The sequence below is a fragment of the Frigoribacterium sp. PvP121 genome (assembly GCF_017833115.1).
Lineage (GTDB): Bacteria > Actinomycetota > Actinomycetes > Actinomycetales > Microbacteriaceae > Frigoribacterium > Frigoribacterium endophyticum.
This window is the reverse complement of record NZ_JAFIBR010000001.1, coordinates 421,139-447,627: the sequence shown is the minus strand read 5'-3', so window position 1 is coordinate 447,627 and position 26,489 is coordinate 421,139. Positions and strand designations below refer to the sequence as shown.

Genomic DNA, 26,489 nt, shown 5'->3' with positions numbered 1-26,489 from the left:
CCGCGCCTCCCCGACCTACCCGTTCGGGCAGGTGGCCCCCACCGGACGGACGGCCCGGGGGAGGCGCGGTGCGCGTAGACCAGGAGCCATGCCTCCCGCAGACACCGCCGACCACCCCGACGCCGCCGTCCCCGCCGTCGCGCTCGACCTCGTGCGCGCCGAGGTCGACCGGGCCGTCCGGGCCGTCGTCGACACCGACCCCGACGGCCTCGCCGCCGTCGCCGACCTGCTCTCGGGGGCGCGCCGCGTCTTCGTGCACGGAGCCGGCCGCTCGGGCCTGGCGCTCCGCATGACGGCCATGCGCCTCATGCACCTGGGCCTGACCGTCCACGTCGTGGGCGAGGTGACCGCGCCGGCGATCGGCGAGGGCGACGTGCTGCTCACGGCGAGCGGCTCGGGCACCACCGGCGGCATCGTCGGAGCGGCCCGGTCGGCCGTCGATGCCGGGGCCCGCGTCGCCGCGGTGACCACCGACGACTCGTCGCCCCTGGCCGAGGTCGCCACGGCCGTGCTGATCGTGCCCGCCGCCGACAAGCTCGACCGCTCGGGGGCCGCGTCGGCGCAGTACGCCGGCGGCCTCTTCGAGCAGGTCGTCGTGCTGGTCGGCGACGCGCTGTTCCACGCCCTCTGGCAGCGGTCGGGCCAGAGCGCCGACGACATGTGGCCCCGCCACGCCAACCTCGAGTAGCCGCGCCGCGCCTCCTCGACACCCCCTCACCCCACCACAGAAGGAGCACCACATGAAGCTGCAGTTCGCCATGGACACCCTGACCACCGACGCCGCCCTCGAGCTGGCCGCCGCCGCCGCCCCGAGCGTCGACATCATCGAGCTCGGCACCCCGCTGATCAAGGCCGAGGGCTTCCGCGCCATCACCGCGATCAAGGAGGCGCACCCCGACAAGATCGTGTTCGCCGACCTCAAGACGATGGACGCCGGCGAGCTCGAGGCCGACGAGGCCTTCAAGGCCGGTGCCGACCTCGTCACCGTGCTCGGCGTCGCCGGCGACAGCACCATCGCCGGTGCCGTCAAGGCCGCGAAGGCGCACGGCAAGGGCATCGTCGTCGACCTGATCGGCGTCAGCGACAAGGCCGCCCGCGCCAAGGAGGTCGTCGCGCTCGGCGCCGAGTTCGTCGAGATGCACGCCGGTCTCGACGAGCAGGCCGAGGAGGGCTTCACCTTCGAGAAGCTGCTCGAGGCCGGCCGCGCCTCGGGCGTGCCGTTCTCCGTCGCCGGCGGCGTGAAGGCCGCGACGGTCGGCTCGGTGCAGGACGCCGGTGCGCAGGTCGCCGTCGCCGGCGCCGCGATCTACTCGGCCGACGACGTGGCGGGCGCCGCCGCCGAGATCCGCGCCGCGATCAAGTAACTCGCGCCCCCTCCGCGCTGACGCACCACGTCCTCGCCGAGGAGCCACGCCGCGGCGTGGTTCCCGTGCGAGGACGTGGTGCGTCGCGGGCCGGAGGCGTCCTAGCCTGGGCGCATGACCGAGCCGACGCCCGCCCCCGCGCCCCCGCCCGCGCCTCCCGAGCCCGGCATCTACCGCCACTTCAAGGGCGCCCTCTACGAGGTCGTCGGCACCGGCCGGCACAGCGAGACCGAGGAGTGGCTGGTCTTCTACCGCAAGCTCTACGACGACTACTCGTTCTGGGTGCGCCCCCTCGCCGACTTCGTCGCGTACGTGACCCGGGGCGACCACGGCGGCCCCCGCTTCACCCGCCTGCACTGAGCTGCCCGAGCCCATGCCGCCCTGGGCATGTGCGCCGAGGTCGAGAGTGCCCAGTGGTTTGCCAGGAACCCGGTCGGTCATGCTCAGGCCGGGCGTGCATGATTGCCGCTTCGTCTCCGCGTACGCCCTGTCCCCCGCGGGAGCGCGGACGAAGCAACGGGCTCCGAGCCCTGCCGCACCACCGACACCGACCCCGTCACGCCGACGCGTCCTCGCGCCGTCTCGCCCGAACCCCGGGAGCCTGCCCCCGCAGGCCGGAGACGCCGTGCCCCGAGATCCGGAGGGACCGTCCGACACCGCCAGCGCGGTGATCGCCCCCGCGTGACGCGTGCCCGCTCCCTCGAGGAGCACCCGGACCCCCTCCGGAGGCGCGGGTCGGCCGAGCATTGGACGACATGACCCCCGAGAACACCAGCAGCACCGTGCCCGCCGAGGGCACGAGGCCGGCGGCCCCCGCCGCGGCCGCCCCCACCCGCCGCGAGCTCGCCTCCGCCCGCCGCCGCACCGCCCGTCGGCGCACCGTCGCGATCGGCTCGATCGCCGCGGTCGCCCTCGTGGCCGGCTCCGGCTTCGCCCTCGTGAACCGAGCGCCGTCGGCCGAGGCCGTCGCCGCCGCCCACGCCGCCGAGACCGAGCGGCAGGAGGACGCCATCGCGTCCGCCCTCGCCGACGCCCAGGCCAAGGCCACGATGGACGCGGCGTCGCAGGTCGTCGCGTCGTCGCAGGGCAAGGTCGACGCCTCGGCCCTGCAGACCAGCGTCGCCTCCCTGGCCGACTACGAGTCGCTCGACGCCGACACGCTCGCCGACCGGGTCGCCGCGACCGTCGACAGCGCCCGCACCGTGCAGTCGGCCGCCGCCGAGGCAGACCGCCAGGCCGACGCCGCGGCCGCCGCCGCCGCTGCGGCCGCCGCCCAGGCGGAGGCCGAGGCGCAGGCCGCCGCCGCCGCGAAGGCCGCTGCCGACGCCGCCGCGGCCCTCGCCGCGCAGAACACGCCCGCCGGTGCCAAGGCCACCGCGCAGTCCCTCGCCTCGTCGAAGTACGGCTGGGGCAGCGACCAGTACGGCTGCCTCGTGAACCTCTGGACCAAGGAGTCCGGCTGGAACTACCAGGCCTACAACCCGAGCGGCGCCACGGGGATCCCGCAGGCCCTGCCGGGCAGCAAGATGGCCACGGCCGGCAGCGACTGGGCGACCAACGCCTCGACGCAGGTCGCCTGGGGCCTCGACTACATCAAGCGCGCGTACGGCACCCCGTGCAGCGCGTGGGGCCACAGCCAGTCGGTCAACTGGTACTGATCGGCGCCTGCTGATCGGCGTCGCCTGACCCGCTCACGGCGGGGCGCCTCCCTCGGGAGGCGCCCCGCCGTCGTCGTCCCGCCCGGCGCCTGCCCGGCACCCGCCCGGCTCCCGCCCGGCGCCCGCCCGGCTCCCGCTGGGCGTTCGGGGTCAGGCGGGCGACTGCGACCCCGGCGGGCGACCGTGACGGCCCGCCCCGGTCGCACCCGCCCGCCGGGCGTCGGCCCTCAGGTCTGCGGCGGGATGGTCTTGTACTCGTCCTCCTCGCGCGGCACGGGCACGAGCGAGGTCGGGGCCGGGCCGGGCTCCGACGCGCCGTCGCCGGGGGAGGCGGGCACGGTCACGGTCGGCGCGGGCGTGGGCTCGGGCGTCGCGGGCTCCGGAGTCGCGGTGGGGCTGACGGGGCTCGGCGTCACCTCGACGACCGGGTCGTCGTCGCCGCAGCCGGCGAGCACGACGGCACCGAGCGCCGCCGTCAGCAGCGCGGTCGTGACCTTCGCCCGTCCCCTCATGCGCCGAGCCTACGCACCCGACGGGGGAGAGGTCGAGGAGGCGCGGGTCACCCGGACACCGTCCGGTCGCCCTGGGCAGGATGGGCGCATGACCCGGCCGGAGCCCCGTGACGACGCCGCGGCGACTCCTGCGGTGACTCCCGCGGCGCCCCGGCCCTGGACGCTCCGGACCGCCAGCGCCGCCGACGTGCACGACATCGCCGTGTTCCAGACCGAGACGTGGCGGGAGGCCTACCGCGACGTCGTCGACCCGGCCTACCTCGCGGCCGTGGGCGTGCCCGAGAGGGTCGCCTCGTGGGGCCTGCGCATCGCCTCGCCGGCACGGCACGTGGTGGTCGCCCGCGTGCGCGACGCCGCGAGCGGCACGTCGGACGACGACGCACGCGACGCCCCGGGCGACGACGCACGTGACGCCCCGGGCGACGACGCGCGCGGCGAGGTGGCCGGCGTCGTCAGCTGGGCGCACGGCGACCTCCGCCACGACCCGTTCGACCTCGACCTCGTCGAGCTGACCACCCTCTACGTCGGCGCCGCGCACCGCGGCAGCGGCCTCGCCGACGCCCTCCTGCAGGAGGCGCTCGGCGACGGGGCCGCGTACCTCTGGGCCTTCGAGCGCAACGCCCGGGCCCTCGCGTTCTACGCCCGGCACGGGTTCGTCGCCGACGGCACGCGCAAGCTCGACGTGCCGACCGGCGCGTGGGAGCGCCGGCTCGTCCGCCCGGACCGCGCCGCACCCGGCGTGGGCTAGCCCGCGGGCCCGCACCGCGCCTCCCGCAGGCCCCGGCCAGCGCCGACGAGCCCGAGCCCGCGCCCGCAGGCCCGCGTCAGACGGCCGCGACCAGCGTCCAGGCCCCGCCGTCGCGGCGCAGCACCCGGCCGCTGAGGACGTCGGCGAGCTCGCCGACCGTCGCCTCGACCACGGCGCCGACGGCCACCGCGACGTCGTCGTCGGGCGAGGTGAAGCGCACGACGAGCTGGGGCTCACCGCGGCTCAGCAGGATGTCGCGCGCCTCCACCGTCGTCAGCTCGGCCGCGGCGTCGGCGGCCCGGGGCAGCAGCTCGTCGGGGCGGGAACCGGGGCGCAGGGTGCCCACGGAGAGGGCGACGCGGTACGAGGGCATGCCCCGATCCAACCGCCGACCCCTGACAGCCGAGCCGCGGGGTGCCGATCACCGGCGCCGTCACCAGCACGGACGCACGGCGCCCGGGAGGCGCGGGTCAGCCCAGCGCGGAGGCCGCGTCCCCCGCAGCGACGGCCGCGCTGCCGAGCGGAGGCTCGGGGACGACGCGCATGCCCGTGGTCGTGGTCGCCGTCGCGAGCATCGCGTCGACCCAGGCGCGGTTGATCGCGGCCATGCGGCTGCCGGCGTAGACGAAGCGGAGCGGGATGGACTCGTGCACCCAGAGCACGTGGCGCCCCTGGCCCGAGCCGTCGGCGTCGCGCCAGGTGAGGGAGAAGCTCTCGTGCCGACGCAGCTTCGCGACGACGGCGAGCTGGAGGTGCGCGAGCGTCCGGTCGTCGATGTCGACGGCCGTGCGGTCCGACCCGTAGAACAGTGTCCCCAAAACGTGCTCCTCCTCAGCTCACTACGGTAGATGCCCGCCCGGGCATGGACGGCTCCGGTCCCGACCCCTTGACACCGTCGAGACCCCCGCGCTAGTGCCGCACCCGTCGTGTCACGAGCCCGTGACGGGGCCGACACGTGCCCGACCTCGCGGCCTGGCATCATCGGCGCATGCGCCGAACCGCCACCGCCCACCTCGACCTCGACGTGGCGGGCCCCGCCGAGCTCGTCCTCTCGATCGCCGCCGCGCGCCTGCCGGGCACGGAGCTCGACGAGCAGCTCGTCGTCACGCTCGACGGCGAGCCCGTCGACGTGCGCGAGGTCGACGACCGCCACGGCACGCGGCTGCACCTCTGCGAGGTGGGCCCCGGCACGGTCGTCGTCGACTACCGGGCCACCGTGACCGGCCACGCCGACGCCCCCGAGCGCGACGAGATCGACCTCGTCCGCTACCGGCGGCCGAGCCGCTACTGCGAGTCCGACACCCTCGCCCCGACCGCCCGCGCCGAGTTCCGGGGCCTCGTCGGGCGCGGGCTCCTCTCCGCGGTGAGCTCGTGGGTGGGCGCCCAGCTGGCGTACGTCCCGGGCGCGAGCGCCCCGACCGACGGCGCCGTCCAGACGCTGCTCGACCGGCGGGGCGTCTGCCGCGACTACGCGCACCTCGTCGTCGCCCTGCTGCGGGCGCTCGACGTGCCCGCCCGGCTCGTGTCGGTCTACGCGCCCGGCCTCGCGCCGATGGACTTCCACGCCGTCGCCGAGGCCTGGGTCGACGGGGCGTGGCACGTCGTCGACGCGACGGCCCTCGCCCCGCGGCAGACGCTCGTGCGCATCGCGACGGGCCGCGACGCGAGCGACACCGCGTTCCTCTCGAGCTACGGCGCGTACGTGGGGCTGCGGTCGATGACGGTCACCGCGGTCGCCGACGAGCTGCCGCGCGACGACGTCACCGCCTTCGTGACGCTCGGCTGAGCGCGGCGGCCGACCCGCGTCTCCCTCAGGTCGTCAGCGGCAGCGGCAGCGTCCGCGCACCGGAGCACCGGAGCACCGGCGGCCCAGAGCCGTCGATCGCCCGGGCCGCCGGCTCAGTCGCGCCCGGCCTGCGGGTCGTCGGCGTCGTGGGCGAGCTCGGCGCCCTCCTCGGAGCGCTCGGCGGGCTCGTCCTGCAGGGGCCCCGCGGGCCACGACGACGGCCCGGCCGAGCCGGCCGGGTACTCGTCGAGGGCCACGGCCCCGCTCGACCAGGCCTGCACGACCGGTGTCAGGATGCGCCAGCCCTCCTCGGCGGAGTCGCCGCGCACCGACAGCGTCGGGTCGTCGTCGAGGATGCCCTCGAGCACCTCGCCGTAGGCCGTCAGGTCCGACGCGCCGAAGACGGCCTTCAGGGAGGCGCGGGAGAGGTCGTACGCGTCGCCCGGCCCGTTCACGTTCAGCTCGAGCGACATCTCGTCGGGGCTGATCGCGATGCGCAGCCGGTCGGGCTCGCCGCCGCCGACGAACTCGCGCGGCACGTGCGCCGGCGGGCGGAAGGTGATGACGATCTCGCGGCGGCGCGAGGCCAGCGCCTTGCCCGAGCGGAGCAGGATCGGCACGCCGGCCCAGCGCCAGTTCTGCACCTCGACGACGACCTCGGCGAGCGTCTCGGTCTCGAGCGACGGGTCGACGCCCTGCTCGTCGGCGTACGCCGGCAGCTCGCGGCCGTCGACCGAGCCGGCGCCGTAGCGGGCCCGGCGGGTGTGGCGCGTCGCGTCGTCCTGCCAGATGCGGGTGGCGCGCAGCACGAGCTCCTTCTCGTCGCGGAGGTCGGCGGCGGTGAGGGTCGCGGGCGCGTTCATCGTCAGCACGGCCATCACCTGCAGCAGGTGGCTCTGGATCATGTCGACCATCGCGCCGGCGTGGTCGTAGTAGCGGGCGCGGTTCTCGAGGGCGAGCTCCTCGTCGTAGACGATCTCGACGCTCTCGACGTGCTGGTTGTTGAGCATCGGCTCGATGAGGCGGTTCGCGAAGCGGAGCCCGAGCAGGTTGAGCACGGTCGACCGGCCGAGGAAGTGGTCGACGCGGTGCACCTGGTCCTCGGGAACCAGCTTCAGCACCGAGCGGTTGAGCGCCTTCGCCGACGCCAGGTCGGTGCCGAACGGCTTCTCGAGGGCGAGGGCCGTGCCGTCGGGCAGGTCGACCTCCCGCAGCGCGGCGCAGGCCTTCTCGGTGATCGCCGGCGGCAGGGCGAAGTAGATCGAGGGCGGCGAGTCGCAGGCCTCGACGAGCGTGCGCAGCCCCTCGGCGCCGGTGACGTCGGCGGTGACGTACCGCGTCGACTCGAGCAGGGCGTCGACCGCGGGGCCCGAGGCGTCGACCGACGCGAACGAGTCGCGGACGCGCTGGGTCCACTCCTCGGCGGTGTACTCCTCGACGCCGGCGCCGATCAGCTGCACGCGGCGCTGCGGCTCGTGGGCGAGCAGCCCGCCGAGGCCGGGCATGAGGAGGCGCGAGGCGAGGTCTCCGCTCGCCCCCAGGATCAGCAGGGTCGCGGGGCCGTGGGCCGACGAGCCGGCCTTGGCGGCCGTCTCGGTGTTCGCAGTCGTCATGGGGTGCACGCTAGACCGCCGGGTCAGGCGCGGCGCGTCGGCCGCACGGAGACGACCTCGGCGGTGGCGCCGTGCGGCAGGTCGACGACGAGCCGCACCGCGTCGGCGACCGACCCCGGCTCGAGGTAGAGCGCGGTGTCGTAGCGCCCGCCCTCCTTCTCGACGAGCTCGCGCTGCATGTCGGTGTCGACGCGGCCCGGGTGGACCGAGCTGACGCGCACGCCGTGCGGGCGCTCCTCCTCGCGGAGGGCGTCGGTGAGGGCGCGCAGGGCGAACTTGCTCGCGGCGTAGGTGCCGCCGCCGGTGCCGGCCGTGAAGCCGGAGCCGCTGTTGATCGCGACGACCGTGCCCTCGGCGGCCCGGAGCGCGGGCAGCAGCTGGCGGGTCAGCTCGGCGACGGCGAAGACGTTGACCTCGAAGACGCGGCGCCAGTCGTCGCGCGTCGTCGCGTCGACGGTGTCGCCGCCGATCACGCCGGCGGCGTGCACCACGACGTCGAGGCGGTCGAGCTCGGGGGCGGCGAAGGCCGGCCCCGAGAGGTCGGCGACCCAGGCCGAGGCCGACGGGAGCGTCGCGACGACCGCGCGCACCGCCTCCTCGTCACGGCCGTGCACGACGACGTGGTGGTCGCGGGAGAGGTCGCGGGCGACGGCGAGGCCGATGCCGCGGGTGGATCCGGTGACGAGGGCGGTCTTCATGCGACCAGTCTGCCGCGGGCCCCCGACGCCGGGCCCGCCGCGACCTGATCCGCGCTAGTTCTCCTCGATCCTGAGGATGTACTCACGGAAACCCGGCGCGGTGAAGCTCAGGAAGCCGAATTCCGAGGCTTCGACGATGCCCTTCTGCATCAGGCGGTCACGTGCGCTGCTGATGCTCCTCGTCGACTTCCCTAGCGCGTCGGCGATCTCCTCTCGCTTCACCCGGGTGCCTCCCAGACGAGCGATCGCGAGCAACATCGCACGCTCAGCGGGCGACGCGCTCCTCCATCGGGCTCGGAAGAGCTCCGCCATCTGTTCATCGACCCCTGAGAGAGCAGCTGTGACCATCGACTCCGTGATGACGCTTCCCGCGGGTGGGTACCCGGCTGCCTTCCATGCTTCGTCGCCGAGGAGTTGCACCTTGTGCGGGTATCCCTCCGATTCACGGACCGCCAGCTGCAGAGCGTCGGTCGTCCACCGGACCCCGGCACTCGAGGCGGGACCGGCCAGAGCCAGTTCCACCTCCTCATCGGCCAGACCGAGGAGAGGGCGATAGTCGAAACGCTCGCTGAACGTCACCGCTCTCCCGATCACTTCGGACGTGTTCGGCAGGCCGACTGCGAACAAGCCTGCCGGCGTGCTGGGTCGCTCGCTAGCCAACTCTTGCCATGCGTAGGCGATGGCACGGAGCCCACTCGCGTCGGCAGCCTGGATCTCGTCGACGAGGACGGCCAGGCCCGTGCCGCCGTCGGCCTCGATGGCATCGGTCGCCGCGACGATCGCCTGCTTGAACGACTCGGCCGCGCCCGCCGTGGGGGCAGTCCGTTGCGGGCTCATCGTCACCGAGGCCTCAACGATGCTGGGGATGCCGAGCGACAGGCTCGCTGAGTCCACGGACGCCTTGAGAGCATCCCAGCGGGACGAACCAGGAGGGACTGTGCTGGCCAGCTTGCCCAGGACACTCGCGACCAGTGACTCCTCCGGGTCCGCCGTGACCCAGACCGTACGCATGCCCGCTGCGCGCATCCGCCGCTCGGCCTGCCGCAGCAGGGTCGTCTTGCCCAGCCCGAGGGAGGCGTGATCCACCCTGACGCGGGCTACGAACCGTCGCAACTGCGTGATCACCTGGATGCGTTCGTCGAAGTAGCTCAACTGCGCGGCTCGTCCGACGATGGAGTGCGCCACCTCGCCGGGTGTGTAGGGACTGGGTCGAGACACGAACTTCCCTTCCGGATACGAGTGGATACCTGAGGCAAGGTATCGCAAGGTATCTCGGATCCGAGGAAGACTGGCTCCGCCTCACCCCAGGGGGTCGTTGCCCCAGTTCATCAGCGACCAGCGCCACTTCGTGTCGGTCACGTCGCCGTCCGGGCGCTGCTTCGAGTGCCGCGCCACGTAGCCGTGCACCTTGGCCATGTGGGCCCAGTCGTCGTCGGTGAGGTCGGCCTTCTTCGTGTGCAGGATGCGCACGATGTGCCGACCGCTCTCGTGCCCGACCGACTCGCCGCCGGGCTCGGAGTGCTGCCCGACCTCCTTCGACTCGTCTGTCTCGAGCCACGCCTCCAACTCCGACGCGGTCATCGTCACGTCGTCGTGGAAGTCGTCCCAGGTCGTCTGCCGGTCGTCGTCATCAGCCATGCTCCGACACTGCACCCGTGGCGGCGGCCTGTCCGCCCCGGGTGTCGTGTCGACGCCCCGGGTGGGTGACGGCTACGGCTTGACGACGGGGATCGGGCCGGTGAGCTGGGGCACCTCGCGGTCGCTGAGCAGCCAGTGCTCGCCGGAGGCGGTGATCAGGAAGGCGAGCGGCCCCGGTCGGCAGACCACCAGGGCGCCGCCGGACTGGTGCAGCACGCTGTCGAGGGCGCCGCCGAGGTCGCGGTCGTCCTCCGAGCCGGCGGAGGAGAGGACGGCGCAGCGGCCCTCCGCCCCCATGGCGGTCAGCAGGCGCCGGAGGCCCTCGGGGTCGCCGAGGGAGGGCGCGACGCTGTGGGCGGCCGCCATGTCGACCCAGTCGGTCGACTCGGTGAGCGCGGCGAGGCGGTCGGGCGACGGGTCGGTGTCGCCGGCGGCGAGCGACCGCAGGTCGTCGCGGCGGTCGGGGGCCGCGAACGCGTCGAGCGCCGCGATGACAGGCTCGGGGAGCAACGCCACGGGAGTCCTCCTCAGGTCCGGAGCGACCATCCTCCCACTCCGGGAGGGGCCGCGTCTCCGTCGCGTGGCCGAGGAGGCGGTGGTCGCCTCGTCGCTACAGTGGAACGACCCTGCGCCCCGACCGGACGGACCGACGATGACCTTCCCCTCCTACCCGGGCCAGCCCGGCAGCGACGACCCCCGCCAGGGCCTCGGCCAGCAGCCCGCGTACGGCCAGCAGCCGTGGACGGGCCAGCCGAACGCGTACGGCCCGCCGGCGCCGCAGCGCACTGACGCCGACCCGTCGACGCCGTACATGTGGGCGATCGCCGTCACGCCGCTGCTCAGCCTGCTGACCCTCGCCTTCGTCGACATCTCGTCGTACCTCGACGAGAGCCTCCGCCTCGCCGAGGCCGGCAGCACGGCCGTCCCGTCGTCTCCCGGCATGCTCGTGGCCCAGCTCGTCAGCTGGGGCCTCTACGCGCTCACCGTCGTGCTCGCCTTCTTCGACTGGCGCACGCTGAAGCGCCGCGGCGTCGACCGCCCCTTCGCGTGGCCGTGGGCGTTCCTCAGCGTCGTCTACGTCATCGGCCGGGCCGTCGTGGTCAAGCGCCGCACCGGGCGGGGCGTCGCGCCGATGGTCGTCTACCTCGTCCTGACCGTCGTCAGCATCGCCGTGTCGGTCGCCGTCGTGGGCGTGGCGCTCGCCGAGTTCCTGCCCCAGGTGGCGGAGCTGACCCCGGCTCCCTGACCCCGGTCACCCGGCCCGCGACTCCCCGGGTCTCCGCGCCTGCGAAGATGACCGGGTGAACGCCGCCCCGCAGCCCGCCCTCGGTCTCCTCCTCGACGTCGACGGGCCGATCGCCAGCCCCGTCACCCGCAGCATCGCGCTGCCCGAGATCACGCGCGACCTCGTCGCGCTCGCCGCGGCGGGCACGCCCGTCGTGTTCAACACGGGCCGCTCCGACGCCTTCATCCGCGACGAGGTCGTCGGTCAGATGATCGCGGCCGGCCTCCCCGCAGGGGCCCGCGTGCACGCGGTCTGCGAGAAGGGCGCGTCGTGGTTCTCGATCGGGCCCGAGCACGGCGTGACGGGCATGAGCGAGGTGCAGGTCGACCCGGGCCTCGCGATGCCCGCGGACTTCGCCGACGAGATGGAGGCGCTCGTCGCGAGCGACTACGCCGACCTCGTCTTCTTCGACCGCACGAAGCGCGCGATGGTCTCGATCGAGCAGCTGACGACCGTCGAGTCGGCCACGTACCTGGCCCGCCAGCGCGAGTTCGACGAGAGGGCGATGGAGGCGCTGACCCGCCGCGGCGCCGGGGTGCGCCGTCTCGACGACGTGCGGCCCGACGCCGCCGGCGCCGTCCAGTGGCGGGTCGACCCCACGATCATCTCGACCGACATCGAGTCCGTGCGGCTCGGCAAGGACCTGGGTGCGGAGCGAGCCCTCGAGCTGCTCGCCCTCGACGGCCCCGCGCCGCTCGCCTGGCGCACGGTCGGCGACTCGCGGAGCGACTACGCGATGGCCGACTGGCTGCACGAGCACGGCCACTCCGTCGCCCACGTCGACGTGCGGCCGGCCGACGGCGTCCCCGAGAAGCCGTACGCCGTGCTGACGAGCGCCTCCGGGCTGATCCACGACGAGGCGGGCGCGGAGTTCCTCGCCGGGTGGGCGGGCGCGCTCTAGTCGTCACGGCCGTCGGCATGGTGGCCTCACGCCGGGCCTCGTCCCCCGGGGGCAGGAGGCCCCCGGGCGCGGCCGGACCGACCGGCCGGTAGCGTCACGGTCATGAGGATCTGGTCTCGGCTCGTCGGCGCGGCGTCGAGCGACGTGCCCGCGGAGCTCGTCGTCGTCGTCGACCGGGAGAGCGTGTCGATGGGCGACGACGCCCGGACGCACCGCCGCGAGCTGCGGGTCCCGGCCGGGTCGCTCGTCAGCGACGTGGTCGAGCGCAGCAGCCCCGACGTGCGCGCGCAGGGCTGGTCGTGGGTGGCCGTCGTCGACGGCACCGTCGTCGCGGTGTGGTCGGTCGACCACGGTGTCGCCCTGCTCGTCCCCGACGGGCCCCTCACCGCGCCGGACCCCTCCGGGGTCGTCCAGGTGCGCTTCCGCTACCTCGGCCAGCTCGACCCGGCGTGGCTGCACGCGCGCCTCGCCGAGGGCGCGCCGCTCGATCCGGACGCGCTCGACGCCGAGTACGCCCCGACCGCCCGGGCGGTGCTCGAGCGCGAGCGTCGGGAGCGCGAGGCCTCGACGACCGCGCGCCTCCTGGGCCCGACGTCCGTGCGGGCGCTGGAGCGCCTCGGGGCCGTCGTCGACCTCCACTCCGACGAGCTCTGCCGGTTCGACGTCGGTGGCGTCGCCTGGCATGTCGAGCTCCGCGACACCATGACGGTCGTCTTCGGCCGGGGGCACCGGTCGCCCCTCGCGTCGCTGCGCCCGGTCGGCCTCGCGGAACGCTGGGTGCTGGCGGCCCTCGCCGGCGACCGGCGCGCCGCCGACGGCCTCGACCCGCTGCCCGACGCGCCCGTGCGAGCCGGGGCCGAGCCGGTCGATCTCATGGTCGCGGGCAGGGCCCGTGCCGTCGAGGGCTCGTCGGGCGCGGCCGTCGCGCAGCTGGCGGACGCCGGCGACGTCGGGCCGCTCGACCTCGTCCTGGGCCGCGACCTCGACGAGGTGGTCGCCCTCTTCGGCCTCGGCGGCCCGAGCGCCTGAGGCACCCGCCGCGCCGTCGAGCATCCGCGCGGGGAGGCGCCGGTTCGCCCGGGGGACACCGCAGGGGGTGACGTCGTCACCCGGACGGGTGACAATCCGGGCGAGCGGAGCGGGCGTCAGGCCCGGCAACCCGGGGCAGTCGGCACCCGGACGGGGGACATGCCCCCCGTCCGGGGGGCTAGTGTGCTCCGAACGCCCCTGTACTGTTCATCGAAGTCGACGTGCGGTCCCCCGAAAGGCCCACACGACGACCGGGCCACCCTGCAGCCGGACCACCCCTCCGGCCGACACCCCCTGGTGCCCCCACGGACGACCAGCACGACCGGCCGTCCGACGTGCCCCCGCCCCGGGGCCGTCGCCCCTCGTCGCCGGAGTCGCCGACGCCCCTCACCGGACGTCCGGCGCGCTCACCCCGCTCCAGTCGCCCGGTCTCCCCAGCCCGAACCTGGAGAAGCACACGCATGTCCCGAACCATGCGCGACGTCCCGCGCACCCCCGGCACGACCGACGAGAGCCCCCGCCACGGCGGCGGGCCCGACGACACGCACGACACAGCCTCTCGAGCCGTCGTGCGGCACCTGACACCCGACGTCGTCGAGCCCGTCGCCCGCACCCGCCGACCCGTGTCGGCGCAGCGTGAGGCCGTCCGCTCCCGGGCGGAGGGCACGCGCAGCCACAGCCCCGTCATGGTGCTGCTGGTGCTGGTCGCGACCCTCGGCATCCTGCTCTACGCGCAGTTCCTGCTGAACCCGAGCAACCGCGGCGACCTGCTGCCCTACTCGATGATCATCGTCGCCGAGGCGATCCTCGTCGTGCAGGCGCTGCTGGCCATGTGGACGATCCTCTCGGGCGGTCAGGACCCCCGGGACTTCGACTTCCACGCCACGCAGGACACCCTGTTCGACGAGGCCGAGATCGAGCGACGCGGCCTCGAGGGCACCCCGCACCTCTGGCCGATGGTCGTCGACGGCCGCGAGGTCACGGTCGACGTCTTCATCACCGTCTACGGCGAGGAGCTCTCCAAGATCGCCACGACGGTCAAGGCCGCGCTGGCGCTCCGGGGCGCCCACCGCACGTGGGTCCTCGACGACGGCCGCAGCGACGAGGTCCGCGACCTCGCCGCCGCCCTCGGCGCCCGCTACATCCGCCGCCTGAGCAGCAACGGCGCCAAGGCCGGCAACGTCAACCACGCGCTGGCCATCGCCAAGGGCGACTACTTCGCCATCTTCGACGCCGACTTCGTGCCGAAGGAGGGCTTCCTGCTCGAGACGGTGCCGTTCTTCGTCGACGAGAAGGTCGCCTTCGTCCAGACCCCGCAGACCTACGGCAACCTGACGAGCCTCGTCAGCCGCGGCGCGGGCTACATGCAGACGGTCTTCTACAAGTTCATCCAGCCGGGCCGCAACCGGTTCAACGCCGCGTTCTGCGTCGGCACCAACGTCATCTTCCGCCGCGAGGCCATCGACGAGGTCGGCGGCATCGACACCGACTCCAAGTCGGAGGACGTCTGGACGAGCCTGCACCTCCACGAGGCCGGCTGGCGCTCGATCTACATCCCGCTGACGCTCGCCGTGGGCGACGCCCCCGAGACCATCGAGGCCTACAGCAAGCAGCAGCTCCGCTGGGCGACCGGCGGCTTCGAGATCCTCTTCCGCCACTTCCCGCTCAGCCCGCGCCGCCGCCTCACGATGGACCAGCGCCTCCAGTACTTCGTCACCGCGACGAACTACCTCACCGGCATCGCGCCCCTGCTGCTGCTGCTCGTGCCGCCGATGGAGATCTTCTTCGACCTCCGCCCGATGAACCTGCACATCTCGGTGCTGCAGTGGTTCCTCTTCTACGCCGGCTTCTACCTCATGCAGATCGTGCTCGCGTTCTACACGCTCGGGTCGTTCCGCTGGGAGGTGCTGATGCTCGCGTCGGTGTCGTTCCCGATCTACGTCAAGGCCCTCTGGAACGTGCTGAGCGGCAAGGACGAGGCGTGGAGCGTCACGGGGCGGGCCGGCAAGGTCTCGTCGCCGTTCAACTTCATCATCCCGCAGGTGCTGTTCTGGGTCTTCCTGTCGCTGACGAGCCTCGTCGCCATCGTGCGCGACGTCGACAACGGCGTGCTGACCCTGGCCACGGTGTGGAACCTCCTCAACACCGGCATCCTCACCGCCTTCATGGTCGCCGCGAGCCGCGAGGCCCGGGCCATCAAGCGCTACGCCCGTGCGGCGAAGCGCGGCGAACTGCCCGAGCCCGAGGCCCTCGTGCTCCACGACGAGGCGCCCTCCGCCGCCCCGACCCGCACCCAGGTGTCGCGGCCCGCCCCGCGCTCCGCGGAGGAGCTGCAGGAGCTGCGCGAGCTGCGCCACCTCGCCGACATGACCCCCAGCGACGACCCCGAGCAGGCCGCCCGCGACGACGAGCGCCACGCGATGCTCGTCGGCGCCCAGGCGCTCGCCACCCGACGCGGCCGCCGTGAGGCCGCCCGCCGCACCGACGACACCGACGGCTCGACCGCCGAGAAGCAGAAGCAGGAGGTCACCTCATGACCTGGATGAACCGACTCAAGCTCACCGCCGGGATCCTGGTCGTGCTGGTGCTCGTCGCCGGCTCGACGATGATCTTCACGCAGCGCCAGCAGCAGGCCATCAGCACCAGCGCCGAGATCGCGGCGCAGGAGTACTCCGTGGGCTCCGACTACAGCGGCACCATCACGCAGTCGTACGTCGAGAACGGCGACACCGTGAAGGAGGGCGACACCCTCTTCGAGGTGCAGAGCCTCTCGCTGCTGCAGGACATCGACAAGGGCCTCGTCACCTACGACACGGCCACCTACTCGGTCGCGGCCGACGGCCTGCTCACCCTCAAGGCCGCCGTCGACGGCACGGTCGCCGACGTCACCCTCAAGGAGGGCAGCTTCGTGCAGGCCGGCGCCTCGCTCGCCACCATCGACAAGTCCGACACCCTGTTCGTCCGCGCCGACTTCGTGCTGACGCCCCGTGACTACGAGCGCATCGTGCCCGGCGCCGTCGTCGACCTCCAGCTGCCGAACCAGACCTCGGTGGTCGGCACCGTCTCCGAGGTGACCGTCGAGACCCAGGACGGCAGCGCCGAGACGACCCTCCAGGTCGCCAGCGACGAGCTCGTCCAGGGCTCCTTCGGCGGGCTCGTCAGCCCCGGCACGCCCGTCACCGCCAAGCTCCACCTCCGCGACGACGGCGTCCTCGCGGGCCCGACCGACGCCGTGCAGGGCTTCCTCCGACAGATCGGCATCTGACCATCAGCGCACGCACTCCCCGCCCCGCCGCCTCCCGCCTCCTCTCGGGCGTCGCCCTCGCCGCCGCCGGAGCCCTCGTGCTCGCCGGCTGCACCAGCGGCAGCGCATCGCCCGACGGCGGCACGGCCACGCCCGACGACTCCACGCCCCCGACGGGCGGCGTGTTCCCCGCGTCGCAGGTCGACCCGCTGGTCGAGGCCCTGCCGCAGGAGTCGGTCGGCGACGTGCCCACGATGCGCCTCGCCGACGGCCTCGTGCCGCCGACGAACAAGTGGTTCTCCGGCCTCGTCTTCGGCGACGCCCCCATGCCGGTCTTCCCGTACCCGATCTCGTTCCAGCTGACCGACGACGGCGTCGCCGCCGGCATGCCGCAGCCGGTCACCTCGCCCACGGCGATCGTCGGGCCGGCCCTGCCGGACGTGACGCTCGACCTCGGCGCGACCGAGTCCGTCGTCAGCGCGTACGACGAGGTCTCCGTCACGGTCGAGCACCGCGACGGCGACGCCGTGCTCGGCCACACCGTGGTCGCGCAGGGCTCGCCGACCGTGTCGTACACGGCGGCCTCGGCCCAGACCGACACCCTCGGCGCCGCCGTGACGGCCGCCGGCGACGGCCGCGGCACGATCGAAGTCGGCGACTCCACCTGGGGCGTCGTCGTCGACGGCGGCACGCTCGACGGCACCAGCGTCGACCTCGACGAGGGCGGCAGCGTCGTGCTCGTCGCCATCCCAGCCGGCGCGTCGTCCGAGCAGGTCTCGACCGTGCTCGACGCGGCCGCCTCGCCGCTGACCGGCGTCGCGACGTCGTGGTCGTCCTCCGGCGAGGGCGACGACGCGGTCACCACCACCGAGCTCGCCTACGCCACGGCCGCGGGCGGCGACACGCTCGTCGTCGCGGCGCCCCACCAGGGGCAGACCGCGAAGGTCTCCGGCGGCACCGACACCGGCCTCCGCTACGAGACCGTCTACGGCACCGTGCCCCTGGCGGTCGGCAGCTCGCTGACCTTCGACGCGCCGACCACGGCGCCCGCCGCGAGCCTCGACCTCGACAGCCTCACCGACGAGCAGAAGACCGCCGTCGGCGAGCAGCTGACGAAGGACGTCGCGGCCCTGCCCACCTTCGCGGCCGACACCTACTTCGGCGGCAAGTCGCTCTACCGGGCCTCGATGCTCTGGCAGCTCGCCGTGCAGCTCGGCGACGACGAGTCCGCGGCCACCCTCAAGGAGGCCATCGTCGACGAGCTCGACCTGTGGACCGACCCGGCCGGCTGCGAGACCCGCGACCAGGAGTGCTTCGTCTACGACCCCGCGGTGAAGGGCGTCGTCGGCAAGGCCGTGTCGTTCGGCTCCGAGGAGTTCAACGACCACTACTTCCACTACGGGTACTTCCTCTACGCGGCCGGCGTCATGGCCGCCGACGACCCCGAGCTCGCCGAGCGCTGGCAGCCCGTGATGGACCTGCTCGCCGCCGACATCGCCTCCGGCGCGCAGAACGGCTCGTTCCCCGACCGCCGTGCGTTCGACCCCTACTGGTCGCACAGCTGGGCGAGCGGCTACTCGCCCTTCGCCGACGGCAACAACCAGGAGTCGTCGTCCGAGGCCGTCACGGCCTACTCGGGCCTCGCCCTCTGGGCCGCCGCGAGCGGCGACGCCGCCCTGGGCGACGAGGCGTCGTGGATGCTCAGCGCGGAGACGCAGTCGGCCCTGGCCTACTACGTCGCGCCCGACCTCTCCGACCCGGTCTTCGAGGGCTTCGACCACGAGGTCGTCTCGCTCAACTGGGGCGGCAAGCGCGACTACGCCACCTGGTTCTCGGCCGAGCCCTCGGCCATCGCCGGCATCCAGCTCATCCCTCTGTCGCCGACCTCGATCGGCTACCTGGGGTCGGAGCCCGCGGGAGGCGCGGAGAAGGTCGACGCGCTGGTCGCGGAGGCTGCCCCCGACGGCTTCACGGGCGCCCTCGGCGACTACGTCCTGATGTACTCGGCGCTGGCCGGGCCCGACGCGGCTGCCAAGGCGCTGACCACCCTCGACGCCCTGCCCGACACGGCGATCGACAACGGCAACTCGCGGTCGTACGCCATGGCGTACATCCTGGCCGCCGGGGCGGCCTCGGCGGGCTGACCCGCGCCTCCCCCCGTCCGCCCGGTCAGGCGGGCGGGGTCCGTCCGCCCGGTCAGCCGACCAGGCGGACGGGGTCGCCGAAGCGGCGGACGGTGCCGTCGCGCGAGACGCCCACGAGCACCCCGCCCCAGAACTGCAGGTCGTCGACGCCGAGCTCGTCGGGCTCCGCTCGCCACAGCCGCCGCCCGTCGCCGAGGTCGAACGCGGTCACCGAGCGGCCCACGAGGTCGCCGGTGTTCGCGTAGCGCAGCAGCGAGAAGGCGTAGCCGACCGACTCCGACGCGCGCTCCATGGTCGACTCGTTCGGCACGGCCGCCTCGAGCAGCTGCTCGCCCGTGGCGTCGTCGATCATCGCCACGACCCGGTCGCCGTCGTCGTCGCCCGACGGGGCCCGGACGAACGTCCGCACGAAGGCGTCGCGCCCGCTCTGGCCGACCGGCGGCTCGAGCACGATCGGCACGCCCCGGTCGTCGTCGTCGCGCGGCACGCTCCAGCGCTCGTCGCCGGTCAGGTGGTCGACGCACGCGAGCGCGTCCCGCCCCGAGAAGACGACGCAGCCGCCCACGAGCACCGGCGTGCGGTCGGCGTCGTGGCGGCGGCGCCAGAGCTCCGTGCCGTCGAGGTCGTAGACCACGAGCTCGGCCGTGTCGACGCGCCCGTCCGAGCCGGGGGAGTCGACAGCCAGCAGCTCGCCCCGCCGCACGGGCGTCACGGGGGTGCGCCAGCGGTCGCCCCACGCGCTCGTCTCGCCGCTCGCGGCGTCCACCCGCACGGCCGCTCCGCGGGCGAAGACGAGCACGGCGTCGTCGAGCAGCACGACGTCCTCCTGGTCGGAGGTCGAGCCCGACCAGGTCGGGGCGTCGAGGTCGTCGCGGGCGAAGAGCTCGAGCCGGCTGCGCGAGTCGCCGTCGACGAACGACGTGCCCCGGTCGCCCCTCCGGTCGGGGTCGGTGCGGACGAGCACCCAGTCGTCGTTCGCGTCGACGACGCGGCGCAGCCCGGCGTCGGTCGCCTGCACCTCGAGCAGCTCCCCGGTGTCGAGGTCGACGCGGGCGAAGCCGGACTCCGAGACGCCGAAGCCCCCGAACGCACCGGTGCTGAGCAGCAGGTCGCCGCGCCGGGTGCTGGGCCAGACCTGCAGGGCCCCGCCGCCGCCTCCCACCGCGTCCGAGTCGAGCGACCAGCGCACCGTGCCGGTGCCGGGGTCGAGCCGCGCGACGCGCTCCCCGAGGCCGTCGCGGTCGTCGCAGACGCCGAGCACGGTGGTCAGCTGCGTGCTCGTGGCGACGAGCAGGTCGGGCGACCCGCCGCCGACCCGGCCGATCACGGTGTAGTCGAGGCAGGCCGTGTCGACCCCCTCGACGCCCAGCCGGTCGGGCGTCAGCACCCAGCCCTCGGGCGACGGCAGCCGGCGCAGCTCGTCGACGACGACGCCGCCGAGCGGCCGCCCGACGGGGTAGCGCGGCTGCGTGACGACCCCGGCCGTGACGACGAGCGTCGTCGCGAGGAGGGTCGCGCCGGCCGCGAGCAGCAGGCGACGGCCCCGGGAGGCGCGGTGCGGGCCCCGCAGGAGGCGCGGCCAGGGCCGTCGGGTCGCGTCGCGGTCATCGGGGCGGGCGGCGCCGGTCGGGTGGGCGTCGTCGGGGGCCTCGTCGGCGGAGGGGGGCGACTCGGCGCGCTCGGCCCGCTCGGCCCGGCGGGCGTCGTCGGCGCCGGCCGACCAGGGGTCGTCGCCGCGGGGCGGGCGGGGCGGGCGCCACGAAGCCTCGGTCACCTGGCCCTCCGTCCTCGGGGTCGCGCACCGCGCCTCCTCGTGCAGCGCCATCGTACGAGCCCACCGGTCGCCCGGGCCGCGGCCGGTAGGCTGGCAGCCCGCCGCCCCCGAACGGAGCAGTCCCATCGAAGCCCTCGTCGTCACGATCCTGGCCGTCGCCGCGGTCGTCCTGATCGTGCTCCAGGTCGTCTACCGCCGCCGCGTGATGCGCCGCCGCGAGGCCCAGGGGCAGGCCGCCGTGGGCCGCGGCACGTACGTGCTCTTCGCGGTGATGGCCGCCTTCTTCCTGTTCGCGGTGTTCGTCTTCCCGATGCTGGTGCGCTGAGCGCTCGCGCGGGCGGGGTCAGCCGGGCAGGCGCACGTCGTCGGCGAGGCCCCGGGCGACGCCGTCGTCGACGGTGACGAGGGTGCGGCGCCAGAACGGCGACAGCGAGCCGGTCGTGCCGACCTCCTGCGTCCAGAGGGTCCGGCCGTCGGCGAGGTCGAAGGCCGTGACGGCGGGCGGGGAGTCGGAGCTCCACCAGCTGCGCAGGGCGTAGCCGGTCGTCCGCGAGGCCGCGACCACCACCGACGCCGACGGCAGCGTCAGGTCGAGGCGGGTCTCGCCCGTGGCCGGGTCGACGATCCACACGGGGTCGGTCTCGCCCTCGGACGACTCCTCGATCTGGCCGGGTGCGTACGAGACGACCAGCGACTCCTCGGGCGTGCCCGACCCGGGCAGCACCCAGCCGTTCACCGTCAGGCCGGAGCTGCCGGGCGAGCCCGCGTCGTCCGTCTCGAGCTCCCGGTTCCAGCGGGCGCGGCCGGTGTCGGGGTCGACGCAGGTCACGGTGCCCGAGTCGTCCGAGACGACGAGGCAGCCGGCGCTGAGCCGGGTCCAGGTGCCGGGCGGCAGGTCGCGCGACCAGACCGGGCCCTCGACGGGGTCGACCAGCGAGACGACCGAGTCGCCCGCCGACGAGACCTGCCGCCCGAGCACCAGCCGGTCGCCCCAGGCCTCCACGCTGCCGAGGTCGCGCGCCTCGCCGGGCAGCGGCTGCACCTGGCCCGTGCCCACGTCGACGGTCGACCAGACGGCGTCGGCCACCGCCTCCTCCGCGTCGACGGCGAAGGCCGCGGGGTCGACGAGCTGCGCCACGAGCGTGCCCCCGACCAGCCAGGCCTGCGAGGCGCTCGCGCCGAGCCCCGACCAGACCGGGTGCGACAGGTCGTCGGCGGCGAAGAGCGTGAGCCGGTCGGCGTCGCCCGGGCCGAGCTCGAGGCCCCCGCCCGGGTCGTAGCGGTCGAGGTCGGTGGCCGACGTGAGCACGGCGCCGCCCCCGACCTCGAGCGCCTCGAGCAGGGTGCCGGGGGCGAGCCCGGCGGCCTCGTCGTCGAGCCGCTCGACCACGTGGCCGTCGGTCGTGTCGACGCGGGCGACCGTGCCGGAGGTCCGCCCCCAGGCGCCGTCGGCCGAGACGAGGGCCGTCTCGCCGTCGGCGGCGACCGCGACGCGGGCACCCGTGACGGCCAGCCCGAGCTCGGCGCCGAGGTCGAGCCCCCAGCGCAGCTCGCCGGTGAGGGTGTCGAGCCGCACCAGTCGACCGCCGGTGCCGCCGCAGGGCGAGCCGTCGCCGTAGCCCTGGGAGCGCGTGCCGACCACGACGTCGTCGGTGCCGACGTCGGCGACCACCTCGAGCGAGGTGCACTGGTCGGAGAGGTCGAGGTCGAAGGCCGCGCCGAGGTCGGTGCGCCAGAGGCCGTCGGTGGGCGGGCCGCGCAGCTCGTCGACGGCGGCGCCGGGAGCGGCGAGGGGCGCCCAGCTCGGGCGGGCGAGCACGCCGCCCGTCGTCACGAGCACGGTCGCGGCGACCAGGGCGACTCCGGCGAGGCCGACGCGGCGGGCGCGGCCCTGGCGGGCCCAGCCGGCGCGCGCGACGGCGGCGAGGGACGCCGCGGCGGCGGCGAGGCGCGACGGGGGCGGGGGAGGGGGCGTGCCGGTGGCGTCGGCGTCGGCGTCGGCGTGCGGCTCGGGGCCGACGGTGCGGGCGGGGGCGTCTGCGGGGGCGGGCCCGCCGCCCTGGCCGACCCGCGACTCCCACGCGACGTCGGGGCGCGGCGGCGGGGTCGGCTGCCAGGCCCCGCGTTCGTCGTCGTCCACCCGGCCATCGTAGGAGTCGCGGTGCAGCCCGCACCACGGAGCCGACCCAGCCCGGCCGCCCCGTCGTCACGGGGCCCGTCTGCTGGGTAGCATGGCGGGTCGCTCCGGCCGGGGCGGCGCAGGTCGAGCGAGGAGACGACATGACCGCACCCACCCACGGCCCCGGGTCGCGCAGCCTCTGGCGCACGAAGTCGGTCGAGGCCTCGATCCAGGACTCGCTCGAGGGCGAGAGCAAGCTCAAGCGCTCGCTCGGCGTCACCGACCTGACCCTGATGGGCATCGCCGTCGCCGTCGGCGCCGGCATCTTCTCGGTCGGCGCGAACGCCGCCGCGAACTTCGCCGGGCCGGGCGTCATCATCTCGTTCATCCTCGCCGCCGTCACCTGCGGCCTGGCGATCATGTGCTACGCCGAGTTCGCCTCCACCATCCCCGTCGCGGGCAGCGCGTACACCTTCACCTACGCGACCATGGGCGAGTTCCTCGCCTGGATCATCGGGTGGGACCTCATCCTCGAGACGCTCACCGGCGCCGCCGTGCTCGCCAAGTACTGGGGCATCTACCTCAGCACGGTGTTCGAGCAGTTCGGCGTGCCGCTGCCCGACACGATCGCCCTCGGGCCGGTCGACCTCAGCTGGGGCCCCTTCCTCATCGTCGCCGTCTTCACGGTGCTGCTCGTGCTCGGCACGCAGCTCAGCTCGCGCGTCGGCGGCGTCTTCACGGTGATCAAGGTCGGCATCGTGCTGTTCGTGATCGTCGTCGGGTTCTTCTTCGTCAAGGCCTCGAACTACACCCCCTTCGTGCCCGCCTCGCAGCCCCGCACGGGCGAGGGCAGCACCGACGCGTGGACGCAGTCGCTGTTCTCCTTCCTCAGCGGCGCGGCCCCCGCGCAGTACGGCGTCTTCGGCCTCCTGGCCGGCGCCTCGCTCGTCTTCTTCGCCTTCATCGGGTTCGACATCGTCGCGACGAGCGCCGAGGAGGTCAAGGACCCGCAGAAGACGCTGCCCCGCGGCATCTTCCTCGGCCTCGGCATCGTGACGCTGCTCTACGTGCTCGTCGCGATCGTGCTGACCGGCATGGTCTCGTACCGCGACCTCGCCGCCAGCGAGACGCCCAACCTCGCGACGGCCTTCGAGCTGGTCGGCGTCGACTGGGCCGCCAAGGTCATCGCTGTCGGCGCCCTGATCGGCCTCACCACCGTCATCATGGTGCTGCTGCTCGGCCTCGCCCGGATCGTCTTCTCGATGAGCCGCGACGGCCTGCTGCCCCGCGGCCTCGCCAAGACCTCGGCCAAGCGCGGCACGCCCGTGCGCGTGCAGGTGCTGGCCGGCGTCGTCGTCGCCCTGATCGCCGGGCTCACCGACGTCGGCGTGCTCGAGGAGATGATCAACATCGGCACCCTCTCGGCCTTCGTGCTGGTGAGCATCGGCGTGATCGTGCTGCGCCGCCAGCGCCCCGACCTGCCGCGCGCGTTCCGCGTGCCGTGGTCGCCGGTGCTGCCGATCCTCTCGGCCGCGCTCTGCGTGTGGCTGATGCTCAACCTCACGACGCTCACCTGGGCGCGCTTCGCGGTGTGGCTCGTGATCGGTGTGGTCGTCTACTTCGCCTACGGCCGTCGCCACTCGCGAGTGGGGCGCGGAGAGCAGTAGCGGGCCCGCCCTAGGCTGACCGCATGACGACACCCGAGGGGCCCCCGGCAGCACGGCAGCACGCCGTCGCCGTGGGGCCCCTCGGCCTGCGCGCGGTCGACGCGCTCGTCGTGGGCGACCTGGCGCTCGCGTCGGTGGCGATCGGCGTCGAGCTGCCGGCGGCCTTCCTCGACGACGGCTGGCTCTGGGCGATCCGCCTCGAGCAGATCCTCGCCGACGAGCGCGACGAGCCCTGGGTCGCCTGGGTCGCCACCCGCGACGGGCAGGTCGTCGGCCACACCGGCTTCCACGGCCGACCCGACGCCGACGGAGAGGTCGAGGTGTCGTACACCGTGCTGCCCGAGCTGCGCGGCCGGGGCGTCGGGGCACAGGTGCTCGAGGCGGTGCTCGCGTTCTGCGACGCCGCCCCCGCCGTGCGGTCGGTGCGCGCGAGCGTCAGCCCCGACAACGCGCCCTCGCTGGCGCTGGTGCGGTCGCACGGCTTCGTGCTGGTGGGCGAGCAGGTCGACGAGGTGGACGGGCTGGAGCTGGTGCTCCGCCGGGTGCCGCAGCGCGCCTCCTGAGCTCCACCCGGCATGGAGGTGCCCCGTCCTGGGCCCCCGAGCGGAGGCAGGGCCCAGGGCGGGGCACCTCGATGACGGGAGCGCCCCGGCGCTACGGGAGCAGGTCGAGCGCGGCGACGACCTCGTCGACCTCGGTGCGGGTCGTGTAGTCGACGTGCACGTCGGCGAACACGACGCGGCCGTCGCCGTCGACCACGAGCACCGTGGGGAAGGGGATGTCGCCCGTCGCGTCGGCGTTGCTGTCGGCGACGTCGAAGCCCAGCTGGGTGTGGGCGGCGCGGGCCTCCGCGGTCGGCTCGGTGACGATGCCCAGGGCGCGGCTGAGCACGTTGCCCGGGTCGGAGAGCACGGGGAAGTCGAGGCTGCCGTTGCTCGTCGCGAGCTCGGAGCCCTCCGGCGTCTGCGGGCTGATCGCGACGAGGCCGACGCCGCGGTGGCGGAGGGTCGGCAGCAGCTGCTCCTGGTAGGTCTTGAGCGTGAGGTTGCAGTACGGGCACCAGGCGCCGCGGTAGAAGACGAGCACCGCGGGGGCCTCGCCGACGACCGTCGCGAGCGACACCTCGGCGCCCTCGGGGGTGAGCAGCGTCGCGTCGACCAGCTGGTCGCCGACCCCGACGGCGTCGTCCGGGCGGCCGGCGGCGGTGAGCGCCTGCTGCTCGGCGTCGAAGACGGCCGAGAGCTCGGGGCCGATCTGCGCGGTGAAGCCCTCGTTGAAGGTGCTGACCTGCTCGGCGATGGACGATGACGTCATGACGACCTCCTGGCGGGTCCGCGTCGGGTGCGGACCGGGTGCTGCCGACTGTACGGTCGCCTCCTCGGCGTGACCCGCGTGAGCGTCACGGTTCGTCACGAAGATCGAGGAGTCGCGGGTCGGCCCGGTCGGGGCGGCAAGACCCGGCGGGGTCGGGTCGGGTCGGGTCAGGGCGGCGCTGCGCGGCCCGCCCGCTCTGCACCGATGGTCGCCGGCTCAGGTCTGGCAGCGCGGGCACCAGTAGGTGTCGCGCAGCTCGAGCTCGGACTCGCCGAGCTCGCCGCGGAGGATCTTCGTGCCGCAGCGGAGGCAGGGCTTGCCGGCCCGGCCGTAGACCCAGTCGGTGGTGCCGCGGAGGGTGCCGGTCGTGGTGCGCTCCACCCTGTCCTTGTTGGCGACGATGAGGCGGTGGGCCAGGTCGATCATCTTCGCGCGGTTCGCCACCTCGCCCACGGGCCGGGTCGGCAGCACCCCGCGGAGGAAGCAGATCTCGGCCCGGTACACGTTGCCCACCCCGGCGAGCACGCGCTGGTCGAGCAGCGCGAGGCCCACCTCGCGGGCCGGGTCGGCCTCGAGGTTCGCGAGGGCCCGCCCGGCGTCCCAGTCGGGGCCGAGGAGGTCAGGGCCGAGGTACGCCGTGACGCTGTCCTCCGGGTCGCGCTCGACGAGCTCGACGACGCCGAGGTCGAATCCGACGGTCACCCACTCGTCGGTCTCGAGCACGACGCGCGCCTGGTGGGCGGGGCGACGCCACCGGGTGCCCCGGCGGTAGATGTGCCAGGAGCCCTCCATCTTGAGGTGCGTGTGCAGGGTCAGGCCGCCGATGTGGTGCAGCAGGTGCTTGCCGCGGCTGATCACGTCGTCGACGACCTCGCCGCTGAGGTCGACCGTGGCGAACGCGGGCACCCGGAAGTCGCTCGCGGTGAGCGTCTGGCCGTGCAGCACCGCGTCGAGGTTCTTGGCGGCGCGGTAGACGGTGTCTCCCTCGGGCATCG

27 protein-coding genes are annotated in these 26,489 nt (G+C 74.4%); 15 read left to right on the top strand and 12 right to left on the bottom strand.

Annotated elements, in window-relative coordinates; all coding sequences use genetic code 11:
• The first annotated feature begins 88 nt into the window (after positions 1-88).
• From hxlB to JOE43_RS02100, 4 genes are all read left to right on the top strand, one after another.
• Positions 89-688, top strand: coding sequence for a 6-phospho-3-hexuloisomerase (hxlB, locus tag JOE43_RS02115; protein ID WP_209514257.1), 600 nt, complete (start codon positions 89-91; stop codon positions 686-688).
• 52 nt (positions 689-740) lie between these two features.
• Positions 741-1,364: a 3-hexulose-6-phosphate synthase gene (gene hxlA, locus JOE43_RS02110; RefSeq protein ID WP_167260538.1), complete on the top strand. Its 624-nt coding sequence runs from the start codon at positions 741-743 to the stop codon at positions 1,362-1,364.
• A gap of 114 nt (positions 1,365-1,478) precedes the next feature.
• Positions 1,479-1,724 carry a DUF1653 domain-containing protein gene (locus JOE43_RS02105; protein WP_209514254.1) on the top strand — a complete coding sequence of 82 codons (246 nt, stop codon included), beginning with the start codon at positions 1,479-1,481 and terminating at the stop codon, positions 1,722-1,724.
• A gap of 395 nt (positions 1,725-2,119) precedes the next feature.
• Complete coding sequence (locus JOE43_RS02100; RefSeq protein ID WP_245187097.1) at positions 2,120-3,022, top strand: hypothetical protein; 903 nt, start codon at positions 2,120-2,122, stop codon at positions 3,020-3,022.
• A 227-nt stretch (positions 3,023-3,249) separates the two neighbouring features.
• On the opposite strand, the gene JOE43_RS02095 is transcribed toward JOE43_RS02100, so the two are convergent.
• The gene (locus JOE43_RS02095) at positions 3,250-3,534 is read right to left on the bottom strand and encodes a hypothetical protein (protein WP_209514252.1); all 285 of its coding nucleotides are present in this window, start codon (positions 3,532-3,534) and stop codon (positions 3,250-3,252) included.
• An 88-nt stretch (positions 3,535-3,622) separates the two neighbouring features.
• Between JOE43_RS02095 and JOE43_RS02090 the strand changes: the two genes are divergently transcribed.
• Complete coding sequence (locus JOE43_RS02090; RefSeq protein ID WP_209514251.1) at positions 3,623-4,282, top strand: GNAT family N-acetyltransferase; 660 nt, start codon at positions 3,623-3,625, stop codon at positions 4,280-4,282.
• Between the two features lie 76 nt (positions 4,283-4,358).
• Here the strand turns inward: JOE43_RS02090 and JOE43_RS02085 are convergent, their stop codons facing one another.
• Both JOE43_RS02085 and JOE43_RS02080 read right to left on the bottom strand, forming a co-directional pair.
• Positions 4,359-4,655 (bottom strand): hypothetical protein, encoded by a 297-nt coding sequence (locus tag JOE43_RS02085; RefSeq protein ID WP_209514249.1) that lies wholly within the window; start codon positions 4,653-4,655, stop codon positions 4,359-4,361.
• 97 nt (positions 4,656-4,752) lie between these two features.
• Positions 4,753-5,100 carry an ATP-dependent DNA ligase gene (locus JOE43_RS02080; protein WP_209514248.1) on the bottom strand — a complete coding sequence of 116 codons (348 nt, stop codon included), beginning with the start codon at positions 5,098-5,100 and terminating at the stop codon, positions 4,753-4,755.
• 170 nt (positions 5,101-5,270) lie between these two features.
• On the opposite strand from JOE43_RS02080, the gene JOE43_RS02075 reads away from it, so the two are divergent.
• Entirely contained in the window at positions 5,271-6,068 is a 798-nt protein-coding gene (locus tag JOE43_RS02075; RefSeq protein WP_209514246.1) for a transglutaminase family protein, read from the top strand.
• 113 nt (positions 6,069-6,181) lie between these two features.
• Here JOE43_RS02075 and JOE43_RS02070 read toward each other — a convergent pair whose 3' ends face one another.
• The 5 genes from JOE43_RS02070 to JOE43_RS02050 all read right to left on the bottom strand — a co-directional run bounded on the left by JOE43_RS02070 (position 6,182) and on the right by JOE43_RS02050 (position 10,533).
• A complete protein-coding gene (locus JOE43_RS02070; protein WP_209514244.1) occupies positions 6,182-7,681 on the bottom strand; it encodes a glucose-6-phosphate dehydrogenase in 1,500 nt (499 codons plus the stop codon).
• Positions 7,682-7,704: 23 nt separating this feature from the next.
• Positions 7,705-8,379 carry an SDR family oxidoreductase gene (locus JOE43_RS02065; protein ID WP_209514242.1) on the bottom strand — a complete coding sequence of 225 codons (675 nt, stop codon included), beginning with the start codon at positions 8,377-8,379 and terminating at the stop codon, positions 7,705-7,707.
• A 54-nt stretch (positions 8,380-8,433) separates the two neighbouring features.
• Positions 8,434-9,564 (bottom strand): hypothetical protein, encoded by a 1,131-nt coding sequence (locus JOE43_RS02060; protein ID WP_209514240.1) that lies wholly within the window; start codon positions 9,562-9,564, stop codon positions 8,434-8,436.
• 114 nt (positions 9,565-9,678) lie between these two features.
• Positions 9,679-10,017: a DUF3140 domain-containing protein gene (locus JOE43_RS02055; protein ID WP_167260519.1), complete on the bottom strand. Its 339-nt coding sequence runs from the start codon at positions 10,015-10,017 to the stop codon at positions 9,679-9,681.
• 72 nt (positions 10,018-10,089) lie between these two features.
• Positions 10,090-10,533, bottom strand: coding sequence for a hypothetical protein (locus JOE43_RS02050; protein WP_167260517.1), 444 nt, complete (start codon positions 10,531-10,533; stop codon positions 10,090-10,092).
• A gap of 136 nt (positions 10,534-10,669) precedes the next feature.
• On the opposite strand from JOE43_RS02050, the gene JOE43_RS02045 reads away from it, so the two are divergent.
• The 6 genes from JOE43_RS02045 (at position 10,670) to JOE43_RS02020 (ending at position 18,620) form a co-directional block, all read left to right on the top strand.
• Positions 10,670-11,263 carry a hypothetical protein gene (locus JOE43_RS02045; protein ID WP_209514238.1) on the top strand — a complete coding sequence of 198 codons (594 nt, stop codon included), beginning with the start codon at positions 10,670-10,672 and terminating at the stop codon, positions 11,261-11,263.
• Between the two features lie 55 nt (positions 11,264-11,318).
• Positions 11,319-12,203 (top strand): hypothetical protein, encoded by an 885-nt coding sequence (locus JOE43_RS02040; protein ID WP_209514237.1) that lies wholly within the window; start codon positions 11,319-11,321, stop codon positions 12,201-12,203.
• Positions 12,204-12,305: 102 nt separating this feature from the next.
• On the top strand, positions 12,306-13,232 hold the full coding sequence (locus JOE43_RS02035) for a hypothetical protein (protein WP_209514235.1): 927 nt from the start codon (positions 12,306-12,308) through the stop codon (positions 13,230-13,232).
• Between the two features lie 461 nt (positions 13,233-13,693).
• Positions 13,694-15,769: a glycosyltransferase family 2 protein gene (locus tag JOE43_RS02030; protein ID WP_245187096.1), complete on the top strand. Its 2,076-nt coding sequence runs from the start codon at positions 13,694-13,696 to the stop codon at positions 15,767-15,769.
• Entirely contained in the window at positions 15,766-16,497 is a 732-nt protein-coding gene (locus tag JOE43_RS02025; protein ID WP_056057626.1) for an HlyD family secretion protein, read from the top strand. The genes JOE43_RS02030 and JOE43_RS02025 overlap by 4 nt, the downstream gene beginning before the upstream one ends.
• Before the next feature lie 77 nt (positions 16,498-16,574).
• Positions 16,575-18,620, top strand: a complete 2,046-nt coding sequence (locus JOE43_RS02020; RefSeq protein ID WP_209514233.1) for a glycosyl hydrolase — start codon at positions 16,575-16,577, stop codon at positions 18,618-18,620.
• Between the two features lie 52 nt (positions 18,621-18,672).
• On the opposite strand, the gene JOE43_RS02015 is transcribed toward JOE43_RS02020, so the two are convergent.
• Positions 18,673-20,394, bottom strand: coding sequence for a PQQ-binding-like beta-propeller repeat protein (locus tag JOE43_RS02015; protein WP_209514231.1), 1,722 nt, complete (start codon positions 20,392-20,394; stop codon positions 18,673-18,675).
• 175 nt (positions 20,395-20,569) lie between these two features.
• On the opposite strand from JOE43_RS02015, the gene JOE43_RS02010 reads away from it, so the two are divergent.
• On the top strand, positions 20,570-20,719 hold the full coding sequence (locus JOE43_RS02010; RefSeq protein ID WP_185230473.1) for a hypothetical protein: 150 nt from the start codon (positions 20,570-20,572) through the stop codon (positions 20,717-20,719).
• Between the two features lie 18 nt (positions 20,720-20,737).
• Here the strand turns inward: JOE43_RS02010 and JOE43_RS16075 are convergent, their stop codons facing one another.
• Positions 20,738-22,534 (bottom strand): PQQ-binding-like beta-propeller repeat protein, encoded by a 1,797-nt coding sequence (locus tag JOE43_RS16075; RefSeq protein WP_209514229.1) that lies wholly within the window; start codon positions 22,532-22,534, stop codon positions 20,738-20,740.
• Positions 22,535-22,674: 140 nt separating this feature from the next.
• Between JOE43_RS16075 and JOE43_RS02000 the strand changes: the two genes are divergently transcribed.
• Positions 22,675-24,180 carry an APC family permease gene (locus tag JOE43_RS02000; RefSeq protein ID WP_056057609.1) on the top strand — a complete coding sequence of 502 codons (1,506 nt, stop codon included), beginning with the start codon at positions 22,675-22,677 and terminating at the stop codon, positions 24,178-24,180.
• Between the two features lie 23 nt (positions 24,181-24,203).
• Positions 24,204-24,743 carry a GNAT family N-acetyltransferase gene (locus tag JOE43_RS01995; protein WP_209514227.1) on the top strand — a complete coding sequence of 180 codons (540 nt, stop codon included), beginning with the start codon at positions 24,204-24,206 and terminating at the stop codon, positions 24,741-24,743.
• 91 nt (positions 24,744-24,834) lie between these two features.
• Here the strand turns inward: JOE43_RS01995 and JOE43_RS01990 are convergent, their stop codons facing one another.
• On the bottom strand, positions 24,835-25,494 hold the full coding sequence (locus tag JOE43_RS01990) for a peroxiredoxin-like family protein (RefSeq protein WP_209514225.1): 660 nt from the start codon (positions 25,492-25,494) through the stop codon (positions 24,835-24,837).
• A gap of 216 nt (positions 25,495-25,710) precedes the next feature.
• Positions 25,711-26,487 carry a DNA-formamidopyrimidine glycosylase family protein gene (locus JOE43_RS01985; RefSeq protein WP_056057604.1) on the bottom strand — a complete coding sequence of 259 codons (777 nt, stop codon included), beginning with the start codon at positions 26,485-26,487 and terminating at the stop codon, positions 25,711-25,713.
• Between the last annotated feature and the right edge of the window lie 2 nt (positions 26,488-26,489).

Bases quoted from the DNA above. Each gene is read 5' to 3' on its own strand.
- JOE43_RS02065 (WP_209514242.1), bottom strand. From the start codon at position 8,379: ATGAAGACCGCCCTCGTCACCGGATCCACCCGCGGCATCGGCCTCGCC.
- JOE43_RS02085 (WP_209514249.1), bottom strand. From the start codon at position 4,655: ATGCCCTCGTACCGCGTCGCCCTCTCCGTGGGCACCCTGCGCCCCGGT.
- hxlB (WP_209514257.1), top strand. From the start codon at position 89: ATGCCTCCCGCAGACACCGCCGACCACCCCGACGCCGCCGTCCCCGCC.
- hxlA (WP_167260538.1), top strand. From the start codon at position 741: ATGAAGCTGCAGTTCGCCATGGACACCCTGACCACCGACGCCGCCCTC.
- JOE43_RS02030 (WP_245187096.1), top strand. From the start codon at position 13,694: ATGTCCCGAACCATGCGCGACGTCCCGCGCACCCCCGGCACGACCGAC.
- JOE43_RS02095 (WP_209514252.1), bottom strand. From the start codon at position 3,534: ATGAGGGGACGGGCGAAGGTCACGACCGCGCTGCTGACGGCGGCGCTC.
- JOE43_RS01990 (WP_209514225.1), bottom strand. From the start codon at position 25,494: ATGACGTCATCGTCCATCGCCGAGCAGGTCAGCACCTTCAACGAGGGC.
- JOE43_RS02035 (WP_209514235.1), top strand. From the start codon at position 12,306: ATGAGGATCTGGTCTCGGCTCGTCGGCGCGGCGTCGAGCGACGTGCCC.
- JOE43_RS02025 (WP_056057626.1), top strand. From the start codon at position 15,766: ATGACCTGGATGAACCGACTCAAGCTCACCGCCGGGATCCTGGTCGTG.
- JOE43_RS01985 (WP_056057604.1), bottom strand. From the start codon at position 26,487: ATGCCCGAGGGAGACACCGTCTACCGCGCCGCCAAGAACCTCGACGCG.
- JOE43_RS02075 (WP_209514246.1), top strand. From the start codon at position 5,271: ATGCGCCGAACCGCCACCGCCCACCTCGACCTCGACGTGGCGGGCCCC.
- JOE43_RS02105 (WP_209514254.1), top strand. From the start codon at position 1,479: ATGACCGAGCCGACGCCCGCCCCCGCGCCCCCGCCCGCGCCTCCCGAG.
- JOE43_RS01995 (WP_209514227.1), top strand. From the start codon at position 24,204: ATGACGACACCCGAGGGGCCCCCGGCAGCACGGCAGCACGCCGTCGCC.
- JOE43_RS02090 (WP_209514251.1), top strand. From the start codon at position 3,623: ATGACCCGGCCGGAGCCCCGTGACGACGCCGCGGCGACTCCTGCGGTG.
- JOE43_RS02000 (WP_056057609.1), top strand. From the start codon at position 22,675: ATGACCGCACCCACCCACGGCCCCGGGTCGCGCAGCCTCTGGCGCACG.
- JOE43_RS02055 (WP_167260519.1), bottom strand. From the start codon at position 10,017: ATGGCTGATGACGACGACCGGCAGACGACCTGGGACGACTTCCACGAC.
- JOE43_RS02100 (WP_245187097.1), top strand. From the start codon at position 2,120: ATGACCCCCGAGAACACCAGCAGCACCGTGCCCGCCGAGGGCACGAGG.
- JOE43_RS02045 (WP_209514238.1), top strand. From the start codon at position 10,670: ATGACCTTCCCCTCCTACCCGGGCCAGCCCGGCAGCGACGACCCCCGC.
- JOE43_RS02070 (WP_209514244.1), bottom strand. From the start codon at position 7,681: ATGACGACTGCGAACACCGAGACGGCCGCCAAGGCCGGCTCGTCGGCC.